Genomic DNA, 12727 nt, shown 5'->3' on the forward strand with positions numbered 1-12727 from the left:
GTGGCCAACTATGATGCGCAATCTGTTTCCGGATGCGATTTGCTGGTTCGAGGGCATGCCGTTGCTTCCGCAGCATTTCCAGACCCAGGCCCTGCACGCGGCTGGACACGCGGCGCTACTGGCTGGCGCGGCCCGGCCGTACTACTGGGGCGTGCTGACGTTGGAGCAGGAAGAGGCGGGGCTTGCCGAAGGGCTAGTGCGCATCACCCAGCTTGATGCCATCCTGCCTGACGGTCTGCCTATCCGTCACACCGCGGACGATCCTGTGCTGCAGATCGACGTGCGCCAGGCATTCAGTTCGCCGGATCAGGTCGTCATCGTGTATCTGGCTGTGCCGCCACTCTACCGCGGCGGCCAGATCGATCAGCGCGGCGCCCGCTACCAGCAGCATCAAACGCAAGGTGTGCCCGATCTGACGACCGGCACCGAACCCACCACGATAACCACATGGCGACCGAGGTTGCACCTGATGACCGATCTTGGCAATCAGGAATACGAACGGTTGCCTTTGATGCAGTTGCGTCAGCAGGGCGGCGGCGTTGCGCTCACCGAGTACGTGCCGCCTTGTCCATTCATCGGGCCGGAATCGCCGCTTGGGCAGCGCATCGTGCGCATCGCGATGCGCGCCCGGGAAAAGTGCGTATTCCTGTCCGGCCGCCTCGATGCGGCACGTCGCGCTGGCGAGCGCGACGACGCCGGACAGATCGAGCGGCAACTGGCTGCGTTGTGGATGCGCTTGCCCGAAGTCGAGGCCGCGCTGCATTCGCGCGCGGTTCATCCACTCGATCTTTACCGCATCCTCGCCGGCATGGCGGGAGGCCTGGCGAGCCTGCGGCCGACCCGTGGCGTGCCGACGTTCGCGCCGTTCGACTATGCGGAGTTGCTGGCGTCGTTTGAACCGCTGCTCGAGTGGATCGACGCGGCACTTTCGACGGTGCGTCAGGGCTATCGGGTGCGCCAGTTCACCGCCGAAGCGGGCGGATTCTGGATCGATCTGCCGGCGGATGCAGGAGCAGCCGCTCCGAGCGAACTGGTGATCGGTCTGCGCATGCCGGGCGATGCCGCTGAGCATGACGCCAGTACCTGGTTGGAGCAAACGGCGATTGCTTCACGTGCGCATTTGCCGACCCTGTCGCGGCAACGCATGCGCGGGCTGGCGCGGCGGCGGCTGTCGCGCGATGAGCGGGCGACGTACAGCGCCGGCGACGATACCGCGATGTTCGTGGTCGCACTCGACACGACCTGGTTCGATCCGGCGCAACCGCTGCATATCGATGTCGGTGCGGGTGTGCGTGGCGCCGCGCCGTGGGCGGTGCAGCTCTTCACGCCGGCTGGCGAGGTGAACGATCCATCCGGCGAAGCGGGGCGCGGCGCCAATGAGTGACTACGCGGCCATCTCCGGCGACGAACGCGCACCGCTTACGCGCGCGTTCGTTGACGCGTTCGGGCGCGCGATGGAAACGCGCGACGCGCTGAGCCGCGCTACTGAAGCGCCACTCGAGGTGCTTGCGCAAGCCGACAACGTGGCCGATAAGGTGGCTGCGCAACTGGCTTCGGTGACTCGCCGGTTGGCGCGCGAAGCAATGGCATGGACGGGCGCCGCTGGCGAGGCTGATATTGCAGCGGCGCAGTATGCGTTCGTCGCGCTGCTCGACGAACTTCTGCTGTTCTCCGACTGGCCGGGCCATGCCGCCTGGGAAGCAAAACCGCTCGAGGTACGGGTGTTCGGCACACGCGCGGCAGGCGAACGCTTGCCCGATGCGATCGAAGCGCTCCTTACGCAGCGTGACGCGTCGCAACGCGATCTCGCTAATGTCTACCTGGCCTGTCTGATCCTGGGTTTCAGGGGCCGTCTGCGTGGCGCGGCGGGCGCGCTGCGCCACGATCAACTGCGTCATGCGCTGTTTGCGTTCGCCTTGCAACGCGATGCGGAGCCCGCCCATCTGTCCGCGCCGCTTGAGCGCGTGGCACTGGCACCCCATCGAACGGTTTCGCTTACCAAAATGTTTCCGGACAACGCACGTTTTCTCGTGCTGCTCGGCGTCGTCGTCTGTGTGCTGCTCGGTGTGTCGCACCTGCTATGGTCCGTCGCGACAGCGGGCGTACGGCCGGCGGTGGCGCAGTTTCAAGCCATCGCGCTGGCGGACGCGACGCCTGCGCCTGCGTCCGCCCCCGCGAGCAACTCGAGTGTTTCCGGCGCAGTCGTGCGAACGCCGATCACACCGCGCACGCAGCCTGCTGTGACCGATAGCCCGGCACCGCCGCGAAGCAATGTGCTGACCGCGGTACCGGTGGCGCCAGCGGTGAATACGACTGCGGTTGCCTGGCACACGACCGCGAATGCAGGGAAGGGCCGGCCGTGACCTTGATCACGATCCTGCTGATCCTCATCTCGCTGCTGCTGCTCGGGCTCGTGCTTGCCGTCGCGCTGCGCTTCTGGCATGCGCGTCAGGACGAGCGGTCGATGCGCAGTTTCGCAGCGACGGTGCGCGCGGCTCACGTGCGCATGAGCGTGAACGATCCCTATTCGGTCCCGCGTATTCTCGCCACCGGCGCGCCGGCCGCCCTCGATGCACTCTGCCGCGGCTGGCGCCTGAGCCCTGTGGGTGAGCCCGCGTGGTTTGGACGCGTCTGGAACGACGCGGAAGGGCTATTGATCGCCGAACCGCACGATGTGCTGGCGCTGCCTGCGACGGATCGCCGGTTGGCCGAGTCGCGCCGGCTGGTGCGCGCCTTGCTGCGCAACCGGGCTGGGCGTCCCCTTGATGCGATCGTGTGGGTGATCGCGGCCGAGACGCTCGTCACGGAGGACGGCGAGCCGCGCGAGATGAGTGCGATGGCGCTCGAGTCGTCGCGCAAGCTCATCGCCGTGCAACGACAGTTCGGCCTGATGCTGCCGCTGTATATCGTGATCAGCAATTGCAATGCACTGCCAGGTTTCGACGATCTTGCGGGCGGTCTGCAAGGCGCGGCGAGCGGTGCCACGCTGGGGTGGGCGTCGCCTTATGCGTTGCGGCGTCCCTATGAAGACGTGTGGCTCGACGAAGCGTTTGTTTCGATGCGAACGGCACTGGCGGAAACGATCGTCGAACTTGGCACGCTGAACGGTAGCGTTGGCGACGCACTGTTCCTGTTGCCCCAGCGCCTCGACCGGTTGCGCGTGCCGTTGCGCGAACGCGTGGATCTGGTCCTGCGCGGCGCGGCGGACGGTACGGCGCCGATGTTGCGCGGCGTTTACTGCATCGGCGAGGTGCCCGATCGGTTGGCTGCCGAAGAACCGGTCATCGGGCCGGCCTTGCGCGTCAACGCGCCGAGCTTCGCCGGGCGACTGTGGCACGATGTGCTGCTGAGCGGGCAGGGCCTCGCGCTGCCGATGCCGCGTGTGCTGGCTCTGCGTACGCGTTGGCACCGCGTGGCGACCGTCTGCGCCGCCGCGCTCGCGGTCTGCTGGTGCGCCGGGATGGCGATCTCGTGGTGGCATCTGCGCAGCGATGCGCGCGCACTGAGCGCCGCGTACGATTCGCTCACGGTCGCGCGAGCGACTTATCGGGAATCCGATCGCGGCCCGGCGGCCGTCACGAGTGCGCTGAAAAGCGTGCGGGAGGCGTTGTTCAAGGCGCCACGCTGGGAACTGAGCTCACCGTTCATGCCGCTTTCGTACCTGTTCCTGGAAGGCGAGCTCACCGACGCGCAGCGGCATGTTTTACGCGGACTCGTCTTCGAACCCCTGCATGACCGGCTGACGGCGCGGCTCGTAGACTCCTCGTGCGGTTTGAGCCAGGCCGCCCAACCGGACGCGGCCGAGCAGGCGGTCGCGAGGCCGCAGGACCTGCCGGCGTTCGTGACCGGAACGCGACTCGTCAACGACGCGGCGCAAACCGAACACTGGATTGGACGGTATAACGAACTGGTGCATGCCGGCAGCGGCAATCTCGCGATGTTGACGCAACTGATGCGCGAAGCTGCCGGCGTGCAGCTCGCGCCGGAGCATGTCGCGGATCGGACGCAGCTCGATGCGGCGCTGCGCGCCACCACCCTCGAAGGCGGCACGGTGTCGCTGGACGGCGCGCAGGCCGCGAGTGTACGACTAGGCGTGAGCGCGTGCTTTGAGCAGTCGTTCGATATGTGGTTCGACCAGGTCTATGCGGACTCAACGCTGACGACTAACGCAGCCCAGGTGCAGTCGCTGCTGGCGCAATTGCGCGCGCCGGGCGCCGCGCCTGCGGACGGGGCCTTGTCCACGCTCGCCAACAGCATTGATGCGTTGGCGGTGCAGGTCGACGCGGCCAATCATGGCTGGGCCAGCGCACGTGGCAAGGAATTGGTACCGGGCTTGACGGCCACTTTCGATACGGCACAGCATCTGCAACTGATCGGCGCAGCGCCGGTGCAGGCGGTGCTGGCGCACGAGCAGGAGGCGCGGACCGCATTCGCCTCCCGCTGGCTGGCAAACGGTAGTCTCCCAGGGGTGCTGAGCGCCACGTCGGCTAACGGGCTGCAACTGTCCGCCGACCTGCCGCCCCTGCGCGAGGCCTTGCACACGTTGCTGGCACAACCGTTCGCGGCGACAGGCGGCAATACCGACACAGCGATCCGCAGTGTCGATAGCAGCACCGTGCAACGCGCGCTCGCCGTCTTGCCCGCGTACCGGCAATACGTTGCAGGGCCGCTCGCGCAAGCGCCCGATGCCTATCGGCCCGCACTGCTGGCGGCAGCTGGTAACGAGGCGGTAAAAAGCATGCTGGCCGCGCTGTCGACGCCGGCGCAAATGATGGCACAGCAGGGCAGCGGCTCGGTCGCGGAGACCGCGGCGCAATTCGACGCGTTGCATAAGAGCGCGCTGGATCTGATCGCCGCCTTCGATTCGTTGGGCCGCGACGATCTCGCGACGACCGTTGCGCTGCGCGTGAGCGACGCAGCGCTGGTCGTGCTGCGGGTCGCTGATGCGCAGTTGCAGGAACTCGCGCCGTTCCGTCCGGTGCGCGGTGATTTTTCGGATTGGGACGGCCAGCCGGGTGGTTCGTTGCGGGCCTTTGGCGCCGCCTCGCCGCAAGCGCTGCAAGCCTATCTCGCGGCTCAGGCAGCAGCGATTGCCGATCTGGCGGACGGGCCCGCCGGCGCGCTCGACTGGCTGAATGCGCAGAAGCCGCCGCTCAATCCGGCCGATGCACACCTCGTGAGCCGCTGGAAAGCGCTATCAGGTGACCTCGTGCAGTACCGGGCGAAGAGTCCGGCGAGCGCGATGATCGCCGTGCAGACCATCATCGCCGGTCAGTTGGACAAGCTGGACCTCGGCAATTGCAGGGCGTCGCTCGAGCAGGTCAGCGTGCCGCCATCGGGCGATATTGTCGCGAGCGCCGGCACGCGTCTCGTGTCGTCGGCTCGTGAGCAGTGCTTCAGATTGCAGACGGGCACCGGCATGCAGGCCTACGAACAGATCCGCAGCTTTTTCGCGCGTTATCTGGCCGGACACTTCCCCTTTGCGTCCGATGCCACCGCGCCGGCTGCCGACCTGCGGCAGACCGCGGCGTTCGTCGCGCTGCTCGACACCCAGTTGCCCCAGGCGCAGGCGGGACTCGCAGCGGCGACCGCGGCCGGGCGAGGGCGCGCGGACGGCTCCGCGGCGTTCATCGCGCAACTGGCGAGCGCAAAGCCCTGGCTCGACGGCTTGCTCGCACGCGGCGCCGACGGTACGTTGCAAGGCGTGGAGCTGAACGTCGAATGGCGTGTCGATCGCGCCGACGAGGTAGGGGCCGATCAGGTCATCGAATGGAAGCTCGCGAGCGGTAGCGATACGCTCACTTATCCGGGCTCCGGTGAGCCCGCGTTGCGATGGAAGCCCGGGCAGCCGGTCTCGCTTAGCCTGCGCTGGGCTAAGGATGCGCCGTGGCAACCAATGTTCGACACGGCGCAGCCGACCCTCTCGGGCGAGAAGGGGTTGGCAACCTGGAGCACCTCGGACACATGGGCTTTGCTGCGGTTCGTGCGCCTGCACCTGATGCCGGAGGATGCCAGCCTCACGAGCGCGGGGCTGTCGCCACGACTGTTGTTGACGGTGCCCGTGCGCGATCGCAGCGGCATGGTTCAGATCGCGAGGATGTATATGCGCGTGGGCTTCGGGGGCGCGAAGGCGCCGCAGGCGATCCCGGATCTGCCATTCACGGCGCCCGGCTATGACGGCAGAGGCGTAACCACGACGGTGACTTATCCAACGGATGGCAATGCACAGGCGGATCACGGATGATGCCTGAACTCGACATCGACGCGCTGTTGCAGCCGCTGCCTGGTGATCAGCCGTGCGGTGTGTCGCTCATCCACGATCCCGAGTACGAAGCAATCCGGACGGCGCGCCGCGCCGACGATTCGAGCGTGCCGGCCGGCATCTGGCAGACCACCCTGAAGGTTGCCGAGTGGCCGGTAGTGGAAGCGGGATGCCGCCGCGTGCTGTCGAACCGCAGCAAGGATCTGACGATCGCCGCGTGGCTCGGCGAGGCGTGGCTGAACCGTTACGGCTTACCTGCGCTACCGCACTGTTTTCAGCTGATGGTGGGTTTGTGCGAGCGTTACTGGAACGATCTGCACCCGTTGCCACGCGACGGCGATCTTGGATTTCGGGCTGCTCCCATTGGCTGGCTCGCCGGTGCGTATGCAGATCTGTTGTCGGGGCAGATCGAGCTTTTCGAAGGCCCCGACGGTTTGCGCGGAACGCTCGCACAATGGCAAAGCGCGCAGCGTGCGACGGTCGCGGCGACTGCGCGGAAAGACGTGCCTGCTGCGAAGAAGGAGGCGGCGGCACGCACCTCGGCTGCGTTGCAGGAGGCCGCCCGCGTGGCCTCGCCGGCGTATCTGCGACTCGAGCGCGATGCGCTTGCGAAGGCGCGGCCGCTGATCGAGCAACTGGACGCGTGGTGTACGCCGCGACTCGGCAGCGAGGCGCCTAGCTTCGCATCGCTGACGGAAACGATGAACCAAGCAGGACTTGTGTTGACGGAGTGTCTGGCTATGCATCCGAATTCCGATCCGCCGCTTGCCGTCGTGGCGGGCGATGCTGCAGCAGTGGCCGGAGCGCCCGCGCAAGCACCGGTGCCGGCAGCCTCAGGCGTACCACACAGCAGGGAGGACGCGTACCGGCAATTGGGGGTGATCGCGGAATACCTGGCGCGCTACGAGCCGCACAGTCCAGTGCCGTACCTGATCCAGCGAGCATTGGAGTGGGGGAGCAAGCCGTTGCCGGTGCTGCTGCGTGAACTGACATCAGGCGACGTCGATGGAAAAAAGTTTTGGGCGTTTCTGGGGCTGCTGCCGGATGAAGCGGAGAAGACGAAATGAAACGGGGGTTTCAGGGACATATGTCGGCGGCGAAAAACCTGGCGCATTAACGCGATAACCTTTGAAATGAGGGAGCTGGCGCAATGAAGATAACTTACTCATATGATCGATACGACGGCCCGGCACCTGGTGGAAATAATTTCTGTTCCAATCATCACGTATTGCCCTATCACTTGATGTACCTTATTGGCATAATTTGTCTCGCTCTTGCGCGACAAAAAAATAATGACGACCCCTACGATTACTTGGAAAAGGTAAAAGCATTGGTGCCGACGCAGCTGGGAAATCTGGGTAACACCATGCAACAGATCGTTGTAGATGGGTCGAACTATGTTTTTCCGAAAGATGAGAATGTAGTTAACGCGACCGGGGGGCTTGTTAATGTAAACCTATCTCTTCCGACAGTGATCGGCGAAATCGCGTGGTTGCAATATAATATATTTAAAGGACCTCGCGGCCTATCAAGGGCGGACGACCCGTCGCAATTGGCAGAATCGGAAAAGCCGGCGAGCTTCCCTAAGGAACGATGGGAGAACCTGGCTTCGTTGCTCAATATGTATTCTGGAATCGGCAAGAAGAGTGCCGCAACGAGGGGGCAACGGATCAATTTCGAGGTGGACTATGTGAAGGCCAAGGCAATCGCTCAATTTTTTCTAAATAAAATTAATCCCAATACGCCTGCCCACCAGACGGTTGTCGGAGACTGGGTCGTTCGAGATACAGACGGGAATTACTATAAGTGTTCGATCAATTTAAAAAGTCAGGAAAAATATAATTCACTGGTATTGAGCACCAAATCAGAAGATGCGATGTACAAGGGTATGTTTTTTCATTGCGCCAGAAATAACATCACAACGCAAGCTGGAAAATACGTATCCGTGGTGAAAGTAACGAGAGGGGAATGCGCACTCCATGTGGTGAAGCGAACCGGTACTCCGCAGACGAGCGATTTGACCGCACAGTTTGAACCGTTATTCGCTGCTTACGTGGGGTAGCCGGCGGTGGCTCTGCTTAAGGCGTGTAATTGTGAGCACAGGAAAAGCGGGAAGGTGCGTTGTCCGGTGTGAGCAGGTACGAATAGGTTGATGTTTTCTGTTCACATTGGAATACGTGTTTGGGGGCGTCAATGCGTGGGCGATATCAGCCGACGGCGCTTGTTTTCGCTGCACGTTGTGACTGTAGGATTTGTTCGGCGTAGCGCTTAATCGGGAGGCGGAAGATGCCCCTCAGATTGATGCGTTCCAGCCGGGTGGGCGCGATGCGGCCGATCAGTTCTGCCGGGATGGCGTGCCACCGATTGACCCAGCGATCCAAGAGCGCCTGCATCTGCGCCGTGTTCCAGGCCATCACGTTGTTGGCCAGCAAGCTCAGCGCGTCGACTACTGCCTGCATCTGGTCGACGCGCTTGGCCTGGGCGGGGGCCACGCGCCCGGTGTAGATCGCACGCTTGAGCGCGTTGACCGCCTCGCCACGATTGAGCACCCGCAGCGGCATTGTCAAGTTGCGGGATCGGTCGCGAAGATGGCGCGATGAAGAAATCGAAATCGCTATCCGGCGGCAAAAGCCGAGATCCCGGAACTTGCGAACGTGAAGCACGTGTTCGTCAAAGCTGCAGCCCGACTGAACAAGCACGCAGAGAACAGCCACCAACCGACGCGCGAACGCGAGCGTCGCATCCCCCAAGGGGACTTCCTTCGGGGCGTGCGGGGCTTTCGCGACCCGAAACGCACACAGAATTCTCTCTCGTGCTTTGGGCCGAACCGGCAACATTTCGCGCTCAAGCGGCATCTGCTGCGCGCTTCACTCTATCGCAAACAACTCGCGGCGCGATTCGTTGCGTGGTGCGAAATCTGAGGGATACTCTTTCCTGCCGTCTTTCCGCCTCAGTCTCGGCAAGTTGACCCTATCGTTTTGCTGCGTCTCCCGTGCCGGGATGTGCGGCATCCCAGTAAACGTTGAGGCCCATCAACGTCGTCAGCGTATCGGCTGCGGCCTTCATGCGAGCACCGACCTCCGCAATGGACGGCACCGGCGCATCATCGATTCGCTCGATGTATGGGGTGGTGAGCGAGGCGATCGCGTGTCCGTTGCGCCCAAAAACCGGATACGCGAGGTTACGCACGCCCTTTACCTGCCGGCTGGGCATGCGCGCAAAACCGTGCTGGCGGATTTGCGCCATGTCGTGAGCCAGGGTCTCTGCATTGACCGGCCGCTCACCGTCGACCGGCACATGAAGCGCCAGCATCTGTTCGCGCTCCTGATCTTCCTGAAACGCCATCAACACCTGACCGGATGCAGTGTCGGTCATGCCAATCAACGTGCCCACCTTCAACGAGAAGCCCCAGCGCTCCGGACTCTCGACTCCCGCAACGATGATCACGCGTCCGGCCTGATAGACGCACAGGTGAAACGACTGCTTCACTTCATTTGCGAGCTGCGTCATGAGCGGCAGCGCGGTGGATACGAGCGAGCGCACCGGTTGATGGCTGTGAGCCAGTTGGAAGAGCAAAAGTGAAAGCGCATAGCGCTCGCCGATTTCCATCAGGTAGCCGCGCGTCTGCAGCGTCACGACCATGCGGAAGATTTCAGCCGTGGTACGCCCAAGCGCTTTGGCCAGTTCGCCGAGCGACAGCCCTTCCGGGTGTTGCGCTAGCAGTTCAATGATATCCAGACCTTTTTCGAGGGCCGGAGCCGAATAGCGCGTCGTGTCCAACGTTGCTCCTGGGTGGCGGGCGGTCAGATCCCGCAGCGATTCTTGCGGGCCAGTGCTGTAATTGTAAAGGCGACAGGCAGCCGAACGGCCTGTCGATGTGGGTCGGGAAAGTACTGACGAGCATTTTATGTATAAAAATAGATTTTATGAATAAAATGCTCTCGTGTGACTTCGAGCACGTGTCAAAGGCGACGTGTTCGCGGCGGCGCCGTCAGGACGGAGGGGAGAAAGAGGAATGGCCGAGGTTGCGTTCGAGCAGGTCCAGAAGTCGTTCGGTGCTGTGCAGGTGCTGAAACAGATTGACCTCAAGGTTCGTGACGGGGAGTTTCTCGTCCTGGTCGGGCCGAGTGGCTGCGGCAAATCTACGTTGCTGCGTGCGTTGGCGGGTCTGGAAGGCATCACACACGGCCGGATCCTGATTGACGGCCAGGTGGTGAACCGGTTGCCGCCGAAGGACCGCGACATTGCCATGGTGTTTCAGAACTACGCGCTCTATCCCCACATGAGCGTACTGGAGAATTTGACGTTCGCCTTGAAACTTCGGGAACTGACGCCTGCCGAGATCGACGCCCGAGCAAACGAGGCTGCTTCGATTCTCGGACTGAACGGCTTGCTTGACCGTTATCCGCGCCATTTGTCGGGCGGCCAACGTCAGCGGGTTGCAATGGGCCGTGCAATCGTGCGCGACCCGAAGGTCTTTCTCTTCGACGAACCCCTGTCCAATCTCGACGCCAAATTGCGCGTGCAGATGCGCGCAGAGATCCGCGCACTTCATCAACGTTTGAAAGCGACCACCGTCTACGTGACGCATGATCAGATCGAAGCGATGACGATGGCCGATCGCATCGTCGTGCTGAACGCAGGTGTGATCGAACAGATTGGCGCGCCGCTCGAACTGTATGACGACCCGGACAATCTGTTTGTGGCCAGTTTCATTGGCTCGCCTGCGATGAACGTTTTCTCGGGCCGATACGAGCAGAACGGCGAAAGCGCGCGAGTGCGAATCGGCGACTTTTCGTTGCCTGCTCCGACTGTTCACGCGGCCGACGGCCAGCCCGTTTCGATTGGCGTGCGCCCCGAACATCTGCAACTGGCAGAGGACGGGTTGCCGTTCGTGGTCGATGTGATAGAGCCGACAGGCGCCAGCACCGAACTCTTTGGCTCCATCGCAGCGCAACCGTGTTGTGTAATCGTCAATGGCAGAGCGGCCCCGCAACCCGAGGCAGCGGCGAAACTTCGCGCCGCTGTCGACCATATCTATCTGTTCGATCCAGATACCGGGCGCCGGATGCGTTAGCGCTCGCCCCTATAAGAAAGCGTTCAAGGAGACATGCGATGCAAGGCGGAAAGCAGAAACAAGCCGGGAAAGCGGCGCTCGTACGGATTGCGCTGTCGGCTGCAGCACTCGCGGCCGTGATCGCGTCCGGTGTGGCGCATGCGGACAACGAATACAAGGGCTACACGCTCAGAGTCAAGTTGATTGGTGGCGTGCAATACGAGGCGCTGTATACGCGAATCCCCAAATGGGAAAAACAGACTGGGGCGAAAGTTGAAATCGTCTCTCGCAAGAGTCACTTCGAGCTCGACCGCGAACTGAAGCAGGACATCGCCTCGAATCACATCGATTACTGCGTGTCGTCGAACCACACGAATTTTGCCGCGCAATACCCAATTTTCCGTGATCTGAAAGGCTTGTTCGCGCCCGACGTGCTTGCGCAATATGCGCCGAACCTGCTCAAGCAGTCCGAAGTAAACGGACATCTCGTACAGATACCACGCTCCACCGACATCGAGGCGTTGTACTATGACAAGGTCGCCTTCGACGACCCGGCCAATCAGGCGGCCTATCGCAAGGCGTATGGCAAGCCGCTCGAACCGCCGAAAGACTATGCTGAATTCACGCAGCAGGCGAAGTTCTTCACGAAGGCCCCCAATTTTTACGGAACGCAGTTTCCCGGCAAGGATGAAGCGCTGACCGGCACGTTCTATTCGCTTCTGGTCGCCAACGGTGGGCAGTTGCTCGACAGCAACATGAAGCCCGTTTTCAATTCGCCGATCGGAGTGAAGACACTCAACTGGTTTGTCGATTTGTACAGGCAGGGTGTGGTGCCTAAAGGCGCGCCGAGCTATGTCTGGGATGATCTCGGCAATAACTTTGCGTCCGGCAAGGTCGCGCTGGATATGGACTGGCCCGGATTTGCTTCTTTCTATAACGACCCGAAGACGTCGAAGATTGCGGGGCAGGTCGGCGTCGTGCGTGCGCCCCTCGGCGCCGGGAATCGGCGGCCGGGCTGGTCGGGCTCGCATAGCTTCTCGATCACCAAGACTTGCGACCGCCCGGAAGTTGCCGCGAGCTTTATCCAGTTTCTGACGAATCACGATTCACAGATGGTTGAAGCCCGGCTCGGCACGATTCCGTCTCGCCTCGATGCGCAGCGCGACGCCGCGAAAGAGTTCGAAGCAAAGCATGACCTGTATATGGCCAACGCGATCACGGTCTTTAGCGCGGCGGCCAAGGACGACTCATTTACGCCGCCCCGTATTGCGCAATGGAATGAAATATCGAACGCGCTGTGGCCTGAGCTTCAGAAAGCAATAATAGGCGACAAGACCTCGACGCAGGCGTTGAATGACGCCGCGAAGAAGGTCTCCGACATCATGCAAGACGCTGCGGACAATGAGTAA

Annotated in this window: 8 protein-coding genes and 2 pseudogenes; 8 read left to right on the plus strand and 2 right to left on the minus strand. The window is 62.5% G+C overall.

From position 1 onward, the window contains the following. The first annotated feature begins 10 nt into the window (after window positions 1-10). The 5 genes from tssK to P0D89_RS20395 all read left to right on the plus strand — a co-directional run bounded on the left by tssK (window position 11) and on the right by P0D89_RS20395 (window position 8324). Window positions 11-1384 carry a type VI secretion system baseplate subunit TssK gene (tssK, locus tag P0D89_RS20375; RefSeq protein WP_408377020.1) on the plus strand — a complete coding sequence of 458 codons (1374 nt, stop codon included), beginning with the start codon at window positions 11-13 and terminating at the stop codon, window positions 1382-1384. After that, complete coding sequence (locus P0D89_RS20380) at window positions 1377-2363, plus strand: DotU family type IV/VI secretion system protein (protein ID WP_408361693.1); 987 nt, start codon at window positions 1377-1379, stop codon at window positions 2361-2363. Before tssK ends, P0D89_RS20380 begins: the two co-directional genes overlap by 8 nt. Continuing rightward, window positions 2360-6244 carry a type VI secretion protein IcmF/TssM N-terminal domain-containing protein gene (locus P0D89_RS20385; RefSeq protein ID WP_408361692.1) on the plus strand — a complete coding sequence of 1295 codons (3885 nt, stop codon included), beginning with the start codon at window positions 2360-2362 and terminating at the stop codon, window positions 6242-6244. Before P0D89_RS20380 ends, P0D89_RS20385 begins: the two co-directional genes overlap by 4 nt. After that, on the plus strand, window positions 6241-7329 hold the full coding sequence (gene tssA, locus P0D89_RS20390; protein ID WP_408377022.1) for a type VI secretion system protein TssA: 1089 nt from the start codon (window positions 6241-6243) through the stop codon (window positions 7327-7329). Before P0D89_RS20385 ends, tssA begins: the two co-directional genes overlap by 4 nt. Before the next feature lie 83 nt (window positions 7330-7412). Next, window positions 7413-8324 carry a hypothetical protein gene (locus P0D89_RS20395; RefSeq protein WP_408361690.1) on the plus strand — a complete coding sequence of 304 codons (912 nt, stop codon included), beginning with the start codon at window positions 7413-7415 and terminating at the stop codon, window positions 8322-8324. Window positions 8325-8469: 145 nt separating this feature from the next. Here the strand turns inward: P0D89_RS20395 and P0D89_RS20400 are convergent. Then, window positions 8470-8814 (minus strand): annotated as a pseudogene (locus tag P0D89_RS20400) (Tn3 family transposase); the annotation flags it as partial. A 63-nt stretch (window positions 8815-8877) separates the two neighbouring features. Between P0D89_RS20400 and P0D89_RS20405 the strand changes: the two are divergent. Further along, window positions 8878-9183 (plus strand): annotated as a pseudogene (locus P0D89_RS20405) (IS6 family transposase); the annotation flags it as partial. Between the two features lie 49 nt (window positions 9184-9232). Here the strand turns inward: P0D89_RS20405 and P0D89_RS20410 are convergent. Further along, a complete protein-coding gene (locus P0D89_RS20410; protein ID WP_408361689.1) occupies window positions 9233-10042 on the minus strand; it encodes an IclR family transcriptional regulator in 810 nt (269 codons plus the stop codon). 235 nt (window positions 10043-10277) lie between these two features. Between P0D89_RS20410 and P0D89_RS20415 the strand changes: the two genes are divergently transcribed. Continuing rightward, complete coding sequence (locus P0D89_RS20415; RefSeq protein WP_408361688.1) at window positions 10278-11339, plus strand: ABC transporter ATP-binding protein; 1062 nt, start codon at window positions 10278-10280, stop codon at window positions 11337-11339. 38 nt (window positions 11340-11377) lie between these two features. Further along, window positions 11378-12727 carry an ABC transporter substrate-binding protein gene (locus tag P0D89_RS20420; protein WP_408377025.1) on the plus strand — a complete coding sequence of 450 codons (1350 nt, stop codon included), beginning with the start codon at window positions 11378-11380 and terminating at the stop codon, window positions 12725-12727.

Source organism: Paraburkholderia sp. RL18-085-BIA-A, from assembly GCF_046027075.1.
Lineage (GTDB): Bacteria > Pseudomonadota > Gammaproteobacteria > Burkholderiales > Burkholderiaceae > Paraburkholderia.

Coding starts and splice junctions, on each gene's coding strand:
- tssK (WP_408377020.1), top strand. CDS start 11: ATGATGCGCAATCTGTTTCCGGATGCGATTTGCTGGTTCGAGGGCATG.
- P0D89_RS20380 (WP_408361693.1), top strand. CDS start 1,377: ATGAGTGACTACGCGGCCATCTCCGGCGACGAACGCGCACCGCTTACG.
- tssA (WP_408377022.1), top strand. CDS start 6,241: ATGATGCCTGAACTCGACATCGACGCGCTGTTGCAGCCGCTGCCTGGT.
- P0D89_RS20395 (WP_408361690.1), top strand. CDS start 7,413: ATGAAGATAACTTACTCATATGATCGATACGACGGCCCGGCACCTGGT.
- P0D89_RS20415 (WP_408361688.1), top strand. CDS start 10,278: ATGGCCGAGGTTGCGTTCGAGCAGGTCCAGAAGTCGTTCGGTGCTGTG.
- P0D89_RS20420 (WP_408377025.1), top strand. CDS start 11,378: ATGCAAGGCGGAAAGCAGAAACAAGCCGGGAAAGCGGCGCTCGTACGG.